17 protein-coding genes are annotated in these 18922 nt (G+C 57.1%); 2 read left to right on the forward strand and 15 right to left on the reverse strand.

From position 1 onward, the window contains the following. Positions 1-941: 941 nt before the first annotated feature. From gyrB to AB1772_11285, 7 genes are all read right to left on the reverse strand, one after another. Positions 942-2858: a DNA topoisomerase (ATP-hydrolyzing) subunit B gene (gyrB, locus tag AB1772_11255; protein MEW5796922.1), complete on the reverse strand. Its 1917-nt coding sequence runs from the start codon at positions 2856-2858 to the stop codon at positions 942-944. A 34-nt stretch (positions 2859-2892) separates the two neighbouring features. Then, positions 2893-3240 carry a DUF721 domain-containing protein gene (locus AB1772_11260; protein MEW5796923.1) on the reverse strand — a complete coding sequence of 116 codons (348 nt, stop codon included), beginning with the start codon at positions 3238-3240 and terminating at the stop codon, positions 2893-2895. A 473-nt stretch (positions 3241-3713) separates the two neighbouring features. Then, positions 3714-4217: a hypothetical protein gene (locus AB1772_11265; GenBank protein ID MEW5796924.1), complete on the reverse strand. Its 504-nt coding sequence runs from the start codon at positions 4215-4217 to the stop codon at positions 3714-3716. A 163-nt stretch (positions 4218-4380) separates the two neighbouring features. After that, complete coding sequence (locus tag AB1772_11270; GenBank protein MEW5796925.1) at positions 4381-4716, reverse strand: hypothetical protein; 336 nt, start codon at positions 4714-4716, stop codon at positions 4381-4383. Next, positions 4703-4963: a hypothetical protein gene (locus AB1772_11275; GenBank protein ID MEW5796926.1), complete on the reverse strand. Its 261-nt coding sequence runs from the start codon at positions 4961-4963 to the stop codon at positions 4703-4705. The genes AB1772_11270 and AB1772_11275 overlap by 14 nt, the downstream gene beginning before the upstream one ends. 921 nt (positions 4964-5884) lie before the next feature. Continuing rightward, on the reverse strand, positions 5885-6139 hold the full coding sequence (rpmA, locus tag AB1772_11280) for a 50S ribosomal protein L27 (protein MEW5796927.1): 255 nt from the start codon (positions 6137-6139) through the stop codon (positions 5885-5887). 180 nt (positions 6140-6319) lie between these two features. After that, positions 6320-7162: a class I SAM-dependent methyltransferase gene (locus tag AB1772_11285; GenBank protein ID MEW5796928.1), complete on the reverse strand. Its 843-nt coding sequence runs from the start codon at positions 7160-7162 to the stop codon at positions 6320-6322. 113 nt (positions 7163-7275) lie between these two features. Here AB1772_11285 and AB1772_11290 point away from each other — a divergent pair, with 113 nt between their 5' ends. Both AB1772_11290 and AB1772_11295 read left to right on the forward strand, forming a co-directional pair. Further along, complete coding sequence (locus tag AB1772_11290) at positions 7276-7956, forward strand: glycosyltransferase family 87 protein (protein MEW5796929.1); 681 nt, start codon at positions 7276-7278, stop codon at positions 7954-7956. Beyond that, positions 7957-8541, forward strand: a complete 585-nt coding sequence (locus tag AB1772_11295) for a hypothetical protein (GenBank protein ID MEW5796930.1) — start codon at positions 7957-7959, stop codon at positions 8539-8541. 197 nt (positions 8542-8738) lie between these two features. On the opposite strand, the gene AB1772_11300 is transcribed toward AB1772_11295, so the two are convergent. The 8 genes from AB1772_11300 to AB1772_11335 form a co-directional block, all read right to left on the reverse strand. Continuing rightward, positions 8739-11207 (reverse strand): ATP-dependent Clp protease ATP-binding subunit, encoded by a 2469-nt coding sequence (locus AB1772_11300; protein ID MEW5796931.1) that lies wholly within the window; start codon positions 11205-11207, stop codon positions 8739-8741. 67 nt (positions 11208-11274) lie between these two features. Then, on the reverse strand, positions 11275-12333 hold the full coding sequence (locus AB1772_11305; protein ID MEW5796932.1) for a protein arginine kinase: 1059 nt from the start codon (positions 12331-12333) through the stop codon (positions 11275-11277). A gap of 12 nt (positions 12334-12345) precedes the next feature. After that, positions 12346-12882 carry a UvrB/UvrC motif-containing protein gene (locus AB1772_11310; GenBank protein ID MEW5796933.1) on the reverse strand — a complete coding sequence of 179 codons (537 nt, stop codon included), beginning with the start codon at positions 12880-12882 and terminating at the stop codon, positions 12346-12348. A gap of 5 nt (positions 12883-12887) precedes the next feature. After that, the gene (locus AB1772_11315) at positions 12888-13583 is read right to left on the reverse strand and encodes an ABC transporter ATP-binding protein (protein MEW5796934.1); all 696 of its coding nucleotides are present in this window, start codon (positions 13581-13583) and stop codon (positions 12888-12890) included. A 96-nt stretch (positions 13584-13679) separates the two neighbouring features. After that, on the reverse strand, positions 13680-14906 hold the full coding sequence (locus AB1772_11320) for an ABC transporter permease (GenBank protein MEW5796935.1): 1227 nt from the start codon (positions 14904-14906) through the stop codon (positions 13680-13682). Between the two features lie 357 nt (positions 14907-15263). Further along, positions 15264-17153 (reverse strand): hypothetical protein, encoded by a 1890-nt coding sequence (locus tag AB1772_11325; protein ID MEW5796936.1) that lies wholly within the window; start codon positions 17151-17153, stop codon positions 15264-15266. 709 nt (positions 17154-17862) lie between these two features. Continuing rightward, a complete protein-coding gene (locus tag AB1772_11330) occupies positions 17863-18123 on the reverse strand; it encodes a hypothetical protein (GenBank protein ID MEW5796937.1) in 261 nt (86 codons plus the stop codon). Between the two features lie 73 nt (positions 18124-18196). After that, positions 18197-18745, reverse strand: coding sequence for a redoxin domain-containing protein (locus AB1772_11335; protein ID MEW5796938.1), 549 nt, complete (start codon positions 18743-18745; stop codon positions 18197-18199). Positions 18746-18922 lie beyond the last annotated feature (177 nt).

Here is an 18922-nt window from a genome sequence, read left to right on the forward strand (position 1 = left end):
GTGTCGTTCCTGCGGCCGCAGTCGACGCAACCTGATCTCTACCGGACGGGCCATACCAGTTCCTCCTTGAGGAACCAATATGCACTTGTTGAATATTCTTAGCAACTAATAGTTGCTATGGCACTAGCATTCCAACCACCAATCACGATATAGTAAGTCAGGCCACTCGTAACAGGACAATTGAGCTCGCTGGCATAGCTAGGGCAGGCATCATCATTGCAGCCGACTTCGCTAAGAGAAACCGATTCGACGGCCCAGATTCTAGTGTCGGTAGTGGTTCCACCGAGACACGTGGAAACAAACAGGATACCGTCGACTGGGGGTGTGTAGGAGTACACCACATCAGGACATCCCAATCCCCCACCAGCCGCCGCGACACAAACAGCAGATGCGTCGTAATTATAGGTTGCCCCGACTGTAGTTCCCGCATCAGTGTATGGAACAGCCGGGATCACCGTAGCTGTAGAATACGTGTCGCCACCGCCCGTCGAAGAAACGGCCGAGATAGTCCGCGAAGCTCGTTTAGCTGGTTCTCTTCCTTCAATGGTCCTTGCCATACGATCTGGGTCATGGGCAGGTTTGGTAGCGGCTGTTCGGTCCGCGGTCGGCAACGGGACCGCCAACTCAACACCGTCATCATCACTCGTGATTAGCCTAGCCCCACGATCAACCTTTGCAGAAGAGCGCACGGAAAAGATAGCAATGGCGCCCGCAGTCACCACCGCAAATGCCATCATTGTTACAAGCCGGGCCATAAAGCCCCCCTGTCTACGCGTTATCAGTGTCTACTATAAGAGAATAAACAAAACGGACAGATTCGTCAAGGAAAGACTTAGCCTAACAGCCCGGCCCGCTTAGGGCGTGGGTTATTTGGTTTTCAGAATGAAAATGTCCAGGGGTAGACGAGGACGTCTGCCGCCCACAAATCCTACCCCGCCCTACTAAATATCCAAATTCCTCACATACCGCGCGTTCTGTTGGATGAATTCGCGGCGGGGATCGATCTCTGTCCCCATCAGAGTCGCAAAAATGTGGTCCGCCTCGGCGGCATCGTCGAGCGTGACCTGCAAAAGAGTGCGTGACTCCGGGTCCATAGTCGTGCGCCAGAGCTGCTCCGGGTTCATCTCGCCCAGACCTTTGTAACGCTGAATATTGACACCGGTGCTTGGGAAGGTCTTGAGCACGCGTTCTTTCTCTTCGTCGGAATAAACGTACTGCTCCTTCTTGCCGTGCTTGAGCTTGTAGAGCGGCGGCTGCGCGATATACATGTAGCCGCGATCGATCAGGTCACGCATGTAGCGGAAGAAGAATGTCAGAATGAGCGTGCGGATATGGGAACCGTCGATATCGGCATCGGTCATGATGATGATCTTGTGGTAGCGCGCCTTGCCGGCGTCGAAATCCTCGCCGATCCCGCACCCGAGCGCGGTGATGAGCGAGCGGATTTCCTCGTTGCCGAGAATCTTGTCGATCCGCGATTTCTCGACATTGATGATCTTGCCGCGCAGCGGGAGGATCGCCTGGAACCGCCGATCGCGCCCCTGCTTGGCGGAACCGCCGGCAGAATCGCCCTCCACAATATAAATCTCGCACAGGTCGGGCTCGTTCGAGCTGCAGTCGGCGAGTTTGCCCGGCAGCGACGCGCTGTCGAGCGCAGTCTTGCGGCGGGTGAGCTCCTTCGCTTTGCGGGCCGCCTCGCGCGCGGTGGCGGCCAGAATCAGCTTGTCGACAATCTTCTTGCCGATCGACGGGTTCTCTTCGAGCTGCGCGCCAAGCTGCTCGTTGGTGATCGATTCAACAATCCCCTTGACCTCGGAGTTGCCTAATTTAGTTTTGGTCTGGCCCTCGAACTGCGGATCGACCACTTTGACCGAGATCACTGCCGCCAAGCCCTCTTTGGAGTCATCGCCGACCAGCGTGACACTGTCTTTCTTGAGGAGATTGTTGCGCGATGCATAGTTGTTGATCGTGCGGGTCAGCGCCGTGCGAAAACCGGTCAGATGCGAGCCGCCCTCGATCGTGTTGATGTTATTCACGTACGAGTACACCGACTCGCTGTAGCCGTCGTTATAAGCGAGCGCGATCTCGACATCGACCCCGTCCTTGACGCTCTTGAAATGCAGCGGCTTCTTGAACAGCGGCGTTTTATTCTCGTTCAGGTATTCGACAAACGCCGAGAGCCCACCCTTGTAGTGGAAGTGCGCCTCGCGTTCTTTCCCCTCGCGACGGTCATACAGGTCGATTTTGAGCCCTTCGTTCAGAAACGCCAGTTCACGCAGACGCGATTCGATAATGCCAAAGCGAAACTCGGTGTTGGAGAAGATCTCCGGATCGGGGAAGAAACAAACCGTGGTGCCGGTTTTTTTGCTCTTGCCCACTTCCTTGACCGGTTTAAGCGCCGCACCCCGCTCGTACTCCTGGCGATACACTTTGCCGTCGCGGATCACCTCCACCCAGAAGTGTTTCGAAAGCGCGTTCACTACTGAGACGCCCACCCCGTGCAGGCCGCCTGAGACCTTGTAGCTCTTGTGGTCGAACTTGCCGCCGGCGTGAAGCTGGGTCATGACCACTTCGAGCGCGGAGATTTTTTGATCGGGATGCTTCTCGACCGGGATACCGCGGCCGTTATCGACAATCTTGACCGAGCCGTCGCCGAGGATTTCGACCTCGATCTTGTCACAGAACCCGGCCATCGCCTCGTCGACCGAGTTATCGACCACCTCGTTGACCATGTGATGCAAACCGCGCTGGCTGACATCGCCGATATACATGGCGGGACGGCGACGTACCGCTTCGAGGCCTTTGAGTACCTGGATCGAGGTGGCATCGTAAGCCTGCTGATTTTTCTTCTCGGTCATATCAGATGCGTTCTTCTTTTCAATGTCTTTTACTTCAGTCGGCATCGGAGTGTATCCTTTTTTCGCCCATCACCAGGCGCAGGTCCTTGACTACCTGGCCATGCGGGTATCCATGGATGATCGTGAGTATTCTTTCCGTGTCCATGGCCATCTGCTGGCGCCAGGAGGCATCCTCGACCGCTACATACAAGACGCCCTCCTCGAAACGAAAGGCGCGGCTCTTGCGGGCGTAGTATTCGCCGACCATCTCCGGCCAACGCGAGACCATCATCCAGCCGTAATATCGCTGGGCCAGGCCCAAAGACGTGACAATACGGTCCACGATCCCGGCCGCGGGGACGGGTTTGGTCGAGTTTCGGTGTAGGTGATTCAGGGCAGCCATGGCAAAGTTTTCCTAACCAACCAACATACCGGTTTTTATGCCCTATGGCAAGTAAAAACCGTGCCGTATCTTATTGTGCCTTAGATAGTTACATAAGATGTCCGGGTCGACGGGAAGGCCGCGAAGTGAGCCCCAATGAGGGCTTGTTCTGCGCGCCGTGACTGGGTGCGCAACCGGACATCGTATTCCTAAACCCGAACATCAATGGTGGGGCACCGTGGTGTTTCCGGCACGAGAGGAATCCCAATCCCACCCGCAAGCGGGTGGGCCACTTTGATCCACGGATCAAACATACGTCCGGTACTTCGCCGGGCGGAGACGGGTGCGGTGAGGGTGTTTCCGCGACGGCACGCAGCCGGTAGGTCGGGTTCCGAGCAGTATCCGAAAGAGCGAGAAACCCGACACCCTTCTTCGCGCTAGGGACACGTCCATCCCACCAACCCGCAGGCGGGTGGGCCACCTTGATCCACGGATCAAACATATGTCCGGTACTTCGCCGGGCGGAGACGGGTGCGGTGAGGGTGTTTCCGCGACGGCACGCAGAAGTCGGGCCCCTCGCGTCGCCTCATGCGCACGGTCAAATCCTGGCAGCCGCGACAGCGGCGGATACGGCCGTAAGCTTCTCTCTTGATGCGGCGTTTCTTTTCATGTGTGGGTGAGTATATCGGATGCTTGATAATCTCGAAGCCTTTCGAGGGATCGTTGTCGTCGAGAAACCTGACCCCGGCCTCGACAATGTCGCTGCCGTCCTTGTAGAGAGTAGCGCCGGGGCACTCGATCATGATGTAACCGTCGGGATCGGCCGACTCGACAAAGATCTCGGACGCCGCCAGCAGCTCGGAGTTGCAGTCGACACAGACCAGGGTGCCGCCTCGCGAAATCAGCGGTCGGCCGCAATTGATACAGTTGGGCGTGGGATCCATGAATGTACCTGTTTTCCGGCTTACGGAACTATGGCGATGCAACCGGATTGCCATGCTCGACTCGAGTTTGCAAGCGGTTGGCGTCGACAGGGATAGGCGCGCGGGGGAAGATTCTTCCGTGCAACAAAAAGCGGCCTCGCTCTGGGCGGGCCGCTATACGCTGTAGGCAACGTCCGACATCCGCGGCCATGCCTGGCCGCGGCGGGTTTCAACGTCTCTATCCTTTGAACAAGAGTACGAGCGAGCAAAAAGCGACTGTCACCGGCAGCGCCTGCCCGAACCCAATCGGCAACACCAGTGACGCCAGGAAGGCGAGCACTATCGATGGCAGAACCATCCACTTGACTGCGGCGAATGTCATCATCACCAGGCGCGAGACGATAAAGACCGCCAGAACGCCAATCGTGACATACGCCGCGATCAGCCCGGTCTGGCCGTAGTTGTCCAGCACGTACTGGCGGGCCGTCATGAGGGCGCCGGAGTATTCGCCCGCTCGGGCGACAGCGTCGCCGGCGAGCGCTTTCGCCTGGCTGATCAGCTCAGGAATCGACATCGGCAGCCTCTTCGAGAGGTTCGATAGTCAGCGATGATTCACCCACGCGGGTGAGGCCGACCATCCGGTGAGTAAGAAAATTCTGGGTCGTAATCCACTTGTGGGAGACATCCATGATCTCCTCCTGGTCAACATCGCTGATCCAGTCGAGAATGATCTGATCGATTCTCTCGTCGTTCACGACGACATCGTCCATGGTCAACACAAACTTCACTTTCATTACGTACCGTTCCGGACTTGTGTTCATGTTCCATTCCGGTACTTTGCAATGGCGATGCCGCCTCGCTGGAGGATTGATTGCGTGACCTAACCTGGTTGACGAAAATGGGTTAGGGTGGATACACGCTGACGCGAAGGGGAACCCGCGAACCCTGACGCATGGGGTGAGACAGCACTTATGGGGCGAAGGCCACAATCGGGCGGGTAACAATAACACGGGCGGCTGATTAGGCCGCCCGCTGGAAATCGATTGCGGAAATCACTCCGACTGTTTCCAATCGGAATCCCCATTCCTGGGGGCCGGTTCTGTCAACTCCCTGACAGCCGAACTTTCAGGTTGGTGCCAGTCTGTTCACTAGGCCGCCCGGGAGCAACACGGCCTTCCGGCAAGGCCGCTGCAGACGCGGAGGCAAACCTCGGCGCTGCGTCAAGTCCCTTTGGACCACCAATCCCGCTATCCCTCGCCACGGCCGCGATCCGTCGCGCCCGTTCAAGAGATAACCTCACTCCATAAGCCGATCCTCCATCCTTGAGTTTAGCTCTACTGGCGATGAGGGTACGAGACGGGGCTTTGTTGCGACATTTGTTATGAGCAACGCCCGGTAAAGCTGGGCAGCCGGGCGAGGCATCAATCGCTCTCGTGCTTAAATCATAGTAATGCGGACCATTGTTGTCAAGGGAAATTGTGGGGGGGCGGCAACGATGTCTACTCACCGGGCTATCACGGAGATTGTGCCAATCGCGGTACCGGCCCGGCAAGCGGGTATCCTGGCCCTGCCACCTCGCTGACTGGGGTCGCCGAGAAGTTTCCTCGCCCACCGGTAAGCCCAACCGCTGCGCACTGTCCCCGGCGGCCACAGAGATCTCCCGTCCGGGTCAACTTGCCCCAAAACAAAAAGGCACTGCTGATTGTGTCCGCAGTGCCCGCTTGCCGTATTCGACAGGAATGCTAAGCCGCGTAGACCGACACCTGCTTCCCGGTCTTGCCGACCCGCTCAAATCTGATGACGCCGTCGATCTTGGCGAACAGCGTGCAGTCATGCCCCATGCCGACATTTGCGCCCGCGCGAATCGGGGTGCCGCACTGACGCACGATAATCGAGCCGGCCTTCACGGCCTGACCGCTGAACATCTTGGTGCCGCGCCGCTGACCGTTAGAGTCACGGCCGTTTCGCGACGAGCCGACGCCTTTCTTGTGTGCCATACAAAAACCTCTAAAGCAATAACCTGATTTCTATTTATCGGCGAGACCGAAGTTAGTTCCAGCGCTTCGGAAATCCCGCACAGACTTATAGTATAACCACGCCAGTATCAAAGGGCAAGTGGTTTTGTATCTTATTGTGCAACTTTGATTTGACCCAAGGCTCAGCGCCCCATACCGGAACTATACACCGCGCCGACGCAATTCGACCATGAAGTGACTGGCCAGAGCGTAGGGGAGCGGGCCGCGAAGGGTTGCAGCCAGATCGAGTGGTGTCACCACTTGCGCCAGGCGATTCAGCTCCGCTTCCGGGAACGACACCGCTAAGCCCTTCAGAAGTCCGTAGTGCAGCCAGGCGTAAAACGGATTAGCCGCCAGCACGGTCATGGCGGCACCGTTTGCGTTGCAGAACTTCTCCAGCCACCTGAGTCCTACCATCGATACATAATGCCCTGCTACTCTCCGATCCGAGCCGCTTTTCCGTGTTCTTAGAAAAACACCGTCCGGATTGTTGACCACAAGGAATATCCGACCAGATTTGTTCAGATTCGCGAGAGCGACATGGAGGCAACGGTGGCGCTCTTTGGGCCAAAGATGTTCGAGCAGGCCAAAACAGGTAACGATGTCGAATTTTCCGAGATTGGGTATGAGCTTGCTCACAGAGGATTCTATCAGGGTGAGTCTTCGAGAAACCCGTGCCCGTCGCGCGGCGGTGCGACAGGCCTCGAGCATCACCGGGGAGATATCGACCCCGGTCACAGTCGCGCCACGCCCTGCCAGCAGCACGGCGACCCGGCCGCTGCCGCAGCCCAGGTCGAGCGCTGTCTTACCGTCCAGTGATGCCGGTAACTGTCTCAACAGGCTTTCGCGCTCCCAGCGATCATAGGCGCGGTTGATTGCCGGTGGCGCATCGTAGGTAAGCACCGCCGCGAGTGGACCGGCATGTTTCAACCTGCGCGACCAGTACCGGGCAACAGCCGCCTCATTACTTACGCCACGCTCGTGCCGGCTCCGCTTTGTGCGCAACGCCGCACCCGGTTGTCGCCTATTTGCTTGGGATCGTTTCACTGGTAGTTTCGCCGCATCAACATAGGATCGACCGGATACACCGTCAAGCTCGGACATTACTTGACGACCCCATGCCCGGCATCATAGTTTCGAGAATGCCTCCCCCGGGCGCGTCCAGATTCCGCAAAATCCTGACCGCAGTCGTAATCACAGTTGCCGCCGGGTCGCTTCTGTTGTTCTACTATCAATCCGTTCGGAACTACTTCAAGTTTGCCGAGATCGATTTCACTTCGTACCTGCGGGCCTCAGCGTGGTTTTTCAGCGCCGAAAACCCGTACCAGGAGGTCACGCGACGCTACCTTTATCCCCTGTTCTTGCTGGTCGTAGTGTACCCGTTCACTCTGCTGCAACAGGGGCCATTGGGAAAGTCGGTGTCGATATCAGTGTGGTCGCTTGGGGCGGTGGCGACTTTTTTGGCAACCATGGCCGCAACATGGAAACACCAATTCAATCTGGCGTCAAAACGGTCAGCGCTTAGAGCAAATCTTCTGCCCGCGGCGCTGCTGGTACTGATGCTACATCCGTTCCTGCAGGACGAGTTCCTCAACAGTCAGGCAAATCTATATGTGTTGGGTTGCATCGCCGCTTACTTCTTTTTCCTGGAAAGAGACCGTCAGTTCTGGGCGACACTGTTTCTTGCTGCAGCGGCCTCTATCAAGGTCGCGCCCGCGCTCTGCCTTCTGTACGCGGTTGTGTCGAAACAGTTCCGCACGCCGGTGTACTTCGTAGTGCTCGTTGTCGCGTTCAATTAGTTGATCCCTCTGCTGTTCAATTCTCAGAGCCTGGACTACTACCGGTATTACATGGACGAGGTAGTGTCGCAGGCGGCAATCAATGAGATGCAATGGGGCTTGAAGTCATTCTCGCTCGTCTCGACCGTAACTTATCTCCTGGGCGTCGCCTGGTCGCCGCTGTGGAAAGCCGCCGCTATGATCGTCCTGACTGTCTTACTGTGCGTCCCGCTAATCACGTATGCTCCGGACTGGTCGACCCAGCCTGCGTTCGGACACCGCTTGGTTTTCCTGGCTGCGATCATCACTGTCATTCCGCTGGTGTTCCCTATGTCCGAGGCGCATCATTTGCTCCTTCAGACGATTCCGTACCTCGTGATCCTGGCCTATTGGAGAGATCTGTACTACATGGGGATGTCCGTTCTCGAAGACAAACTGTCGCTGGCGTTCCTGACAATTGTTATCGGCCACCATGTGGGACACGGCCTGAAACAAACCCCGATTCGCTTCTTCTGCCTGGCGGGTTTGTATGTTTGTTTTGTGGTGTTGTTGAGACGGACGCGGCGGGCAAAGACGGCGGATCTAACAACGACGCGCGTCTTGTAGGGCGGGTTTGCTTCAAACCCGCCAATGCAAGAACAGCGCTACGAAAGCCCCCCGTCCAGGCAGAACCGCCGATAGCTCACCTCCGCGAGCGACCCGCCGCAGGCGGGGTCCTGCCCTGCGGCGACCTGTCACTTGATCGGCAGGGCTCTGTCCCTGCCGATCGATGTGTCGACGCGGGTGGGCCACGTCGCAGATGTCTAGCCCACTGCTTCGGGAGCTTTGGTCTCGGGATGGTGCGGATGCTCGGGACGGTTGAACGTGAACGTCAGACGTTTATCGTCTGAGCCGACCAGCAGATCGCAGTCGCCCGCATACTGCCCCTTGAGAATCTCTTCCGCCAGCGGATCCTCGAGAAACCGCTGAAGCGCTCTCTTGAGCGGACGCGCGCCGTAGGTCGGGTCGTAGCCCTGCTTGATGAGAAATTCCTTCGCATCGGCGCCGAGACGGAAACTAATTCCCTTTTCGGCCAACTGCTTGGCGAAATCGATCACCAGTATATCGATGATTTGCCCGATATGTTCGCGCGTCAGTTTCTGGAATACAATCGTCTCGTCGATACGATTGAGCAGTTCCGGATTGAACAACTTCTTAACTTCTTCAAGGATTTTCTTCCTCATGCCGTCGAAAGACTCATCGACGCTCGCGGAATCGAAACCGACCGTCTTGTCGTCGCGAATCCGCTTGGTGCCGATGTTCGACGTCATGATGATGACGGTATTCTTGAAGTCGACTTTGCGTCCGAACGAATCGGTCAACTGCCCGTCGTCGAAAAGCTGCAGCAGGATATTGAACACATCGGGATGCGCCTTCTCGATCTCGTCAAGCAGCACCACCGAGTACGGCTTGCGGCGCACTTTCTCGGTCAACTGGCCGCCTTCTTCGTAGCCGACATATCCCGGAGGCGCGCCGATCATGCGGGATACGGCGTGCTTCTCCATGTACTCGGACATATCGATACGCACCAGCGATTCGGCGTCGTCGAATAAGAACTTCGCCAACTGGCGGGCGAGCTCGGTCTTGCCGACTCCGGTGGGACCGAGGAACATGAACGTCCCAATCGGCCGCCCCGGATCACTGAGCCCGGCGCGGGCGCGGCGAATCGCCTTGGCGATTATGGCAATCGCCTCGTCCTGCCCGACAATGGTCTTGCGCAGTTCATCCTCCATGCGCAGAAGCCGCCGCGATTCTTTCTCCTCGAGACGAAAGAGCGGAATGCCGGTGATCTTGGAGAGCACCGCCGCTACATCGTCCGATGTGAGCGTGATTTGTTCCTTCTGGCGCTGGAACTCCCAGTCGGCCTGTAACTTTGTCAGCTTCTCCTTTTCCGCCTTGATTTCGTCACGTAGCTTGGCGGCAGTCTCGAACGCCTGGTTCTTGACCGCGTCTTCCTTGCGCGCCTGCAACTCACCCAGGCGTGACTCGGCCGCGGAAAATTCGTCCGGGCGGGTGTAGGTTGACAGATGCGCGCGCGATCCGGCCTCATCGATCAGGTCGATCGCCTTATCGGGCTGGAATTTCCCGGAGATGTACCGATTGGACAAATGCACGGCGGCATCGATAGCTTCGTCCGAAATGTGAAGCTGATGATGCTTCTCGTACTGCTCGCGCAGACCCTTCAGAATGCGAATCGTGTCCGCTTCGCTCGGCGGGTCGACCATGACGGTCTGGAATCGACGTTCCAGCGCGCCGTCTTTTTCGATAAACTTGCGGTACTCGTTAAGAGTAGTCGCGCCGATACAACGCAGCTCGCCGCGCGAGAGCGCCGGCTTGAAGATATTCGACGCATCGAGCGAGCCCTCGGCCCCGCCCGCGCCGACAATCGTATGCAGCTCGTCAATGAAGATAATGACGTCGTCGGCGTTAATAATCTCGTTCATGACCGCCTTGAGGCGCTCCTCGAACTGGCCGCGGTACTTGGTGCCGGCGACCAGCGACGCCATATCGAGCGTCACGACTCTCTTGTTCTCGAGAGTCTGTGGGACATTACCCTCCACCACGCGCTGCGCGAGGCCTTCCACAATCGCGGTCTTGCCCACCCCCGGCTCGCCGATCAGGACCGGGTTGTTCTTCTTGCGTCGCGACAGCACCTGGCAAACCCGCTCGATTTCGTTTTCGCGGCCGATAATCGGGTCGAGCTTACCGCGGCGGGCCATCTCCGTCAGGTCACGTCCGAAATGATCGAGCGCCGGAGTCTTTGATTTCTTGCGCTTCTTTTTGAACGATGACGGCTTCCCTGAATGAATGTTCTTCAACTCTTCGTACGCCTCTTTGTAGTCGATCTCGTAGGTCGAAAGCACCTGCGCCGCCACCCCCTCCTCGTCTTTGAGCAGGGCGAGCAGGATATGCTCGGTATCAATGTCCTTAGACTTCAGGGCACGGGCCTCCTGGCCGGAGACCTCGAGCGTCTTCTTGGCGCGAGCAGTCAGGGGGAGCTGCCCCATGGTCATGGTGCCGCCCGAGGGCTGGACCACTTCCTCGATCGACGCCTTGAGGTCCTCGAGTTCCAGACCGAGATTGGCGATGATCTCGACCGCCAGGCCCTCACCGAGTCGGATCAGGCCGAGCAAAAGGTGTTCGGTGCCGATGTAGTCGTGCTTCAGGCGCGAGGCCTCGTCGCGGGCGTACTCAATCGCCTTTCTTGCGGCCTCTGTGAACATTTCATTCATTTTATGTCATCCTTCACGGTTGTCTTCAAAATACGGTGCGGGCCCGTTTCATACAAGCTTTCCCGTATTAACTGGGACCGGTGCTGCGGAGTTTCTCGCGCACCATCTGGGCCCTCACAAAGTCGCGGCGGTTGTGGTCCATTTCTGTCCCATAGTACTTCTGCAAATGGGCAGGCTGGGACAGAAGGAGAATCTCGTTTATCAGTGCGACATCCAGAAAATCGATCACTTTCATGGCGTGACCGAGTCGCACCGCTGAGAGCAGGTTCATCACCTCTTCGCTGGTGAGCACGCGGGCGTGTTTTAGAATGCCGAAGGCGCGCCAGATTTTGTCCTCGATCATATCGGCGGCTTCCTCGGTAAGCCGCGACCGCGCCTTGGCCTCTTCTTCGATAATCTCGTGCGCAACTTTGTTAATCTGATTGATAATATCGTTCTCGGTCAGTCCCAGCGTATTCTGGTTGGAAACCTGAAACAGGTTCCCCAGCACGTCGGAGCCTTCGCCGTAGAAACCCCGCACCACTAGCCCGCTGCGCGTGATGCGCGAGATTACCTTGTCAATATCCCGTGTCAACACCAAGCCGGGGAGATGAATCAACACCGACGCCCTCATGCCGGTACCGGCATTGGTAGGGCAGGCAGTCAAGTAGCCGAAGTCCTTGTCGTAGTCATATTCGAGATAGCGGCCGATCTCCACCTCGTATTTCATCGCCAGATCGAACGCCCCCTGTGGGTCCAGTCCCGGCGCCAGCGCCTGGATGCGCAAGTGGTCTTCTTCGTTGACCATGATCGACACCCGCTCCTGTGACCCGATCAGCACCGCCTTGGAATGGTCACCGTCGAGAAAGGCCGGCGATATCAGATGGCGCTCGATCAAAAAGTCACGGTCAAGACCGTTAAAATCGGACGCCTTGTAATACTGCCCGCGGCCGAGGTGCTCGGTACGTGTAACGACCGAGTCGAAATAACTGATCACCCGCTTACGGGTGTCACTGTCGGCCGACGTTGGGTACCGGCACCCGGCAACATTGCGCGCCAGCCGTATCCGGGTCGACAGAATGACCAGGGCCTCCTCGCCCTTCCCGGATAACCAGGCCGCAGGTGACTTTGCCATGTCTTCGAACATTATTGCCAACTCTCAGCCCTTCGATGCTTCCTGCACGCCGATTTTCTCGCGCACGGTCTTGAGTTTGTCGCGAAGTTCAGCGGCGCGCTCGAAATCCTCGGCTGCAATCGCCTTGCTCAGTTCCACTTCGAGCCGTTCTTCCTCTTTTATCGGCAGGGCGGCTTTATCTTCCAGACGAACATACTCCGGGTTGCGACCGCGATGCAGCGACGCCCCGTGTATCTTCCGCATGATCGGCTCGAGCCGTCCCCGGAACGCGGAGTAACACTCGCCGCAGCCGAACCGGCCCTGCCGCGTGAACTCGCTGAATTTCAATCCGCACGCCTGGCAGGTGAGATCGTCCTTGGGGTCGAGCTTGTCAACATCCGGAGCTGCATACCCCAGGCCCGACAGGATTTCCGCCAGCGGAAAGGGCACGTTGTCGAGCGGAGAATGGAACCCCCGTGCGGCGGCGCACTCCTTGCACAGCGAGAGCGAGAGCTTCTCGTTGTTGATGATCTGAGTCAGATGAACCTGCGCCTCGCGTTTCTTGCAGTCCTGACACAACATACCCATCACCTGCTTATCGTTTGCGCCAGTCGACCTTCGACCAACTGCAGTTCCACATCACACCGGTCCGCCAGCTCCCGGTTGTGCGTCGCGACCAGAAACGTGGTGGCGTTCTCATCGTTCAATCGAAACATGAGCTCGTGCAGCTTGCGTCCAGTCGCCGTGTCGAGGTTCCCCGACGGTTCGTCGGCCAGAACTATATCCGGTTCATTGGCCAGCGCCCGAGCCACCGCCACACGCTGCTGTTCGCCGCCCGACAGTTCCTTCGGTCGGTGCGTCTTCCTACTGGTTAAACCAACCTGTTCCAGAAGCAGTTCCCCCCGGCGGGCCGAGTCGACATGCGACCGTCCCGCTAAGATCATGGGAATCATCACGTTCTCGAGGGCGCTGAAATCATCAAGGAGGTAATGAAATTGGAACACAAACCCTACTTTCCGGTTGCGAAAGCGAGCCAGTTCGGTCTCCGACAGACCGTCAAACGATGTCCCACTCACCGCAACGTGACCGCCGCTGGGGCGGTCCAGGCCGCCGAGTATGTGAAGCAGGGTGGACTTTCCAACCCCCGACGCGCCGGTCACCGCTACCATCTGACCCCGGCTGACCTCCAATGAGATGCCCTTCAGCACACGGAGATTACCTTCGGTGGTAGGAAACTCTCTGGATACATCGGTCGCCGCGAGTATCGTGTTGTCACTTTCCATGTTATAGACCGGTCAAAGTCCTATTTCTTCAAGCCCACAGTACTATTTTCGCCATCTTTGTCCAAACCATTAGCCGCGCCAAACCGCCTCATTACGCTACCGACGCAGGACCTCTATCACCGATAACCGGGCCGCCTGCTGGGCCGGGATGAGCGCCGCCAGGAAACAGATCACGTAGGTCACCGCTCCGGAAACGAGGTAATCCAGCAGGTGCGATTCAATCGGCACATGGGTGATGAAATAGATGTCCGGCGGCAGGGAGACGATCTTCCACTGGTTCTGCGCGAACCCCGCCGCGAGCGAAATCAGCCACCCGGCCACCACGCCGATTGTCGCAATCGCCAGCCCTTTGTAAACGAAGATCTTGCGTATGGATGCCGGCACGGTCCCGATCGTCTTGAGAATCCCTATCTCGGCCCGCTTCTCCATCGTCAACATGACCAGAGTGGAGATAATCGAAAACGCCGCCACCAGTACGATCAGGGAAAACCCGATCGACAAGGCGAGTTTCTCAATCGCTATCCACGAGAACAAGTTCTTGTGCATCACCGTCCAGGGAACAACGTCGTAGCGAAGGCCAAGTACCGAATCGATCCTGGGCGCCAGAGTTTCGGCGAGATAGATATCATCGAGCTTGAGGTGCACCGCTGTGACTACATCGCCGGTTTTGAACAGATCTTGCGCATCGCTGAGGGAGATGTAAGCCATGGAGCCGTCGAACTCATACAGCCCAGTCTCGAAAATACCGGTCACCAGGAACTTGGCCACACGGGGGCGCATCCCCTTGCGCAAGTCTTCGCCACGCAGCGAATACAGCACCACGGGGTCACCGAGAAAGACGCCGAGTCGGTCGGCAAGCCCCTCGCCGATAATAGTCCCCGGCAGCGTGTCGTTGCCGAGTATGGTGGTCTCGAAACTGTAGACGCCGGCCTTGACGTCTTCTTCGATATTGGCTGTCAGGCGCTCCCTCTCGAGATCGATACCGCGCACGATTATGCCGTCACCGGCCGACGCCGACGAGATCGCTGCTTTGTAGAAAATGAACGGTGATGCCGCGGTGACATGATCGATCTGCTGCAAATCGTCGACAAGCTGTCGGTAGTCGGCAATAAACTCGTTCTGGTAGGGGAAGACGGAGATGTGCGACGATGTCCCCAGCAAGCGGGAGCGGATTTCCGCCTCGAACCCATTGTGCATGGCGGTTACAAAACAAACTGTCGCCACACCCAGGGTCACCCCGACAATTGTAATCCAGGTGGAAACGGAAACAAAAAACCGCCCGGAGCCGAAATAGCGACGGGCTATGAAGGTCTCAAACGACACGTGCCGCCCTTGCTGCCAAACCACCTCTTATACACGCAGGAATATTAGCGGGTGCGCAATGCCGGAGCAACCACTTTCGCACCCCTTCTTGTGCCACCACAGGAGGACTGGTGGCCCACCCGCATGCGGATGGGATGGGAATCACACTCGAGCAAACAGACCTCGGTGGCCCACTCCGCCTGCGGCGGATGGGATCGCGACGGCTCTCGCGATGTAAGTGGGCTGCAGAGCCTGCCCCGGACTTGATCCGGGGTCCTCGTCTGCCCCTTGGTCTCTTCGGGTAACATCGTGACGGGCAGACCGGGAGGTCTGCCGCGCACGAATTTCTTTGTGGTCCACCCAACCGCCGGGTTGTGATTATTTTAGAATGACTAACTTCCCGATCTGTGTCCGCGTTGACGACTCGACCACCCAATAGTACAGCCCGGACTCGACCGCCAGGCCGGAGCGGCTGACTAAGTTCCACCAGTCATGCATCGATTCGGGGCCGCCGTCAGGAAAGTTGTGGTCGATCGAGCCGACCAGATCCCCGTCAAGCGTGAAAATGCTGATCTTGCAGACGCGCGGCAGATTGCTGAAGTGGATGAGTCGGGCGCGGTCAGGAATGATCGTCCCCTTGCGGTTCTCATAGCCTAACTCGTGATAATTGGCGTCGGCACGGTACGGGTTCGGATAGACGATGACGTCGAGGTTCTGTTCTTCGACTACATCAGATGATGTCTGCGCGTAAACTTCGGTGATGTTGTTCAGTGGATTCGTCTCATCCGGAGGTAGATTGCCTCTGCCACCGGCGTAGCCAAAGTCAAAGACAGTCACGCTGACAAAGTATGGCACAGTCGGCAGCAGGTTGTCGATGACATACTCGTACTCGTAGAATTTCGGCAGGCGGCGGCCATGTTCCATAGTGACATCGTCGTCTGTCCACAGAGTTGAGTCAGTACCGGGGTTGACGGCCTCTGGATACACCTTGTGGATGCCGGTAATAGAACTGAGATCAGCTAAGTTGGCGTCGACCGGGGCGAAGTAGAACGCGCTGTCACCCTCAAATCGTGGCCGTTCACGAGGATAACGCAGCGGATCGAACTCAGGATCGTTATGGATGATTCGGAGGGAGTCTAAACTGTACGGCGGGTCGTCATTGATCCAGCGATTCTGGCCCGACCCAAGCTCATGATACTTGAACCGGAAGAAATCCTCTTTGTCGTAGCTTGACAGAATCGCCAGGCTCGTTCTCCTGTTATCCAGCCCGTTGTATACCCGATACCCCTCGAAATCGATCAGCCCGGAGAAGCGGTCTTTGGTGGTCTCCGAGAAATAGCCATTCCAGCGGACGACTATTCTCCCCGGCTCGGTCTCGAAGCGTGTGAACGGTATCGGCGGCGGGGTGTTGCCGCGAAAGTCGGGCACACCGTCGCCCTTGTACCATGTCGTTTCTCCCTCGCACACACGGAACTCGCCGAAATACCCGTCGCTGTCCGTATCTACTCCCGGATTGTCATACACCCACTGCGCCCAGCGGGCATTCTGTGCCAACTCGGAGAAATCAAGCTGATCATAATACTGCTGCGGGAACGCCGGGTTCAGCACCGCATACGGATCATTGTGCACATTGTCGCCGCCGACTACGGCGATGGTGAAGGAGATGTGCTCTTTTACACCAATCTCGAACGGGCCGAATGAGTAGACGCTGATAGCTGACCAGCCTTTCGCTATCGCGTCACCGAAATACCACGACGGCATCCAGCCCTCGTGCTCCACTGCCGCAAACAACTGATCGTAAGCAATGTCGCCCCGGCTCATCACATAGTAGAGGTTGTTGTTGCTGCCCGGCCAGGCGTAGAAAGGGTTGAACGATCGCCACGGGTCACTGTTTGTGGGTCTCCGTCTTGGCCCCCAGTCAGTGTTATATCCGGCGTCCCAGGCAAACCAGGTGTAACCCACTCGGATCGGCCCTTGCGAACTGCCAAGAAGGGCGACACCTACTGCCCCACGCCGGGATTGCCAGGTGAAGCGCCCGTCCACCGGGTCGCCGTCGTTGTCCATGCTATAAGCGATATTGAGTGTGTCGCGGAAATTGCAAACTCCATCCGATTGGTAGTCGCGAAGAAGACCGGTCAAATAGTCGTCGCTCTGGTCAGGAAACAAATTACGCGTGACAGCATCATACCAAAAGCCGACATACACGTTGGATAGATCTCCATTCCCTACGTTGGTGAATTCATACTCCACCAAAATGAAATCGTCCACGGTGGCTCCACTCCACGCCATAGAACGCTGAACGACCCGGAGACCAGTCGGGGCGAAGCGGCGCCAGTCCCAAACACTCGAATTGACATCCCGACCTGACACCAAAGTGTCTACATATGTACACTGTAGGTCCAGGTCCGACCGCGTTTCAGTAGAATAGTAAGCACTAGTTCTGTCCGAGGAACGGATCCGCCAAATGCCGCCATAAGAAGAGGAATCAGTCTCGAAGTTACCAAAGGTGAATATCGTGTCCTCGCCCGCGAGACCTCCGGCCAGAAGCATGCCGTCAATGTAGGTATTTCCGCTGCCCCGAGGGTAAATGCATCCATAAATTGAATCTCCTGTAAACGGATCGACGTAGGGTATTGATTCTCCATAGTTCCAAGATCCGGCCCAGTCTGGAAACCCCCATGCGCCCGGCTCCACGGTGATCTGAATGTTACCTTGATTGTGACCCGACACTGGGGCTTGCAAGTTTTGAGCAAGAGGCGCCGCCAAGGGGAGTACGCCGCCGAGTATCCCGGCACCAGTCAGACAACCAGCCACCGACCAGCGAGACCAAGTGGGCACTGTGTGATCCCCTATCTCAAAGGTGTTTCTAACTTGTAGCCGCCTGATCGCCGTTCCCTTCACCCAAGCCACGTAGTGCGCATTCTCAGCGCACTATGTAGTTCGGATTACTCTACTTTGGCCCACAGATCAACTCAACCTATGGGCCAGGACACAGATAGGTCCAGTCGCACCAATGATTGTCCTCCTGGCGGCATTCCCTTCCGCCCTTGGGCAATGGAACCCAGTGACCTTCCTTGAAAACCTCATCATCGTACGGCGGCGGGCACATGGCAACAACGCAGCACTCGTATTCATCTGTGCCCGCTTGCGCCTTGCTCGCCATCGTGAAACCGATAGCGAACACGAACACAAACACAAAAAGGTAGCAATACGCTACCAGAACGCTCTTCGTTTTCATGGGATTGTCCCACCTTTCCGAAAAAGGGTTAACGGTTTTCAGAAGGGGACGGCGAATCAGGCGGCCTTTCATGTTATTCCTTTGCACCGTAGGTCGAAACCCCTGCGGTTTCGACATCACGGCTGCGTACTTCCTCGAAAAACCGCTCGTAATCTTCAGGCAACAACGTGTTCGCGTGAATCTCCTCGATCACACGCGAACCATCTATAATGATATTGAAAGGAAAACTCCGAACCTTCAGAGTGTTTCCGAAAGCACGCTCCTCATCATATAAGATCGCACACCCTAGTCCGTAATCCGCCCTTAGCTTCTGTAAATGCAGTGGATTCGCTGACGTAATCAGTAAGACATGTTCGTAATCATCCGGACCGCGGGCTGATTCTCTCAGCCTCTCAAGCTCAATCAGACAAGCATCGCAGTCCGGCTTCACAAATGTAATCAGCGTTTTATCAATCACCAGCTCCGACAGCCGATGCCACTGACCATCGATGTCCTCAAGGCTGAAGTCCGTGAGGGTATCGCCCACCTGGATCGTTCCCATCTTCCTCAGGATCGCGGCGGTCTGCTCGGAGGCCTGCTTGCGGTACTCATCGGCATTCCACATCTGCCGCAAGGCATCCATCCAGCTACCGAATTGTGTGCCAAGGGGATAGGCCACACAGGCGAGCAATACCCCCCCATAAACACGACTTTTGTACTCTTGATTCGGACCATACACACCTCCCGTGCTTTCAGTTCTGCCCACCCACAGCAAGCTGTGGGCCACCAGTCACCTATGGCGGGTATGAAGCAAACCCGC

The organism is Candidatus Zixiibacteriota bacterium, assembly GCA_040752815.1.
Lineage (GTDB): Bacteria > Zixibacteria > MSB-5A5 > GN15 > FEB-12 > JAGGTI01.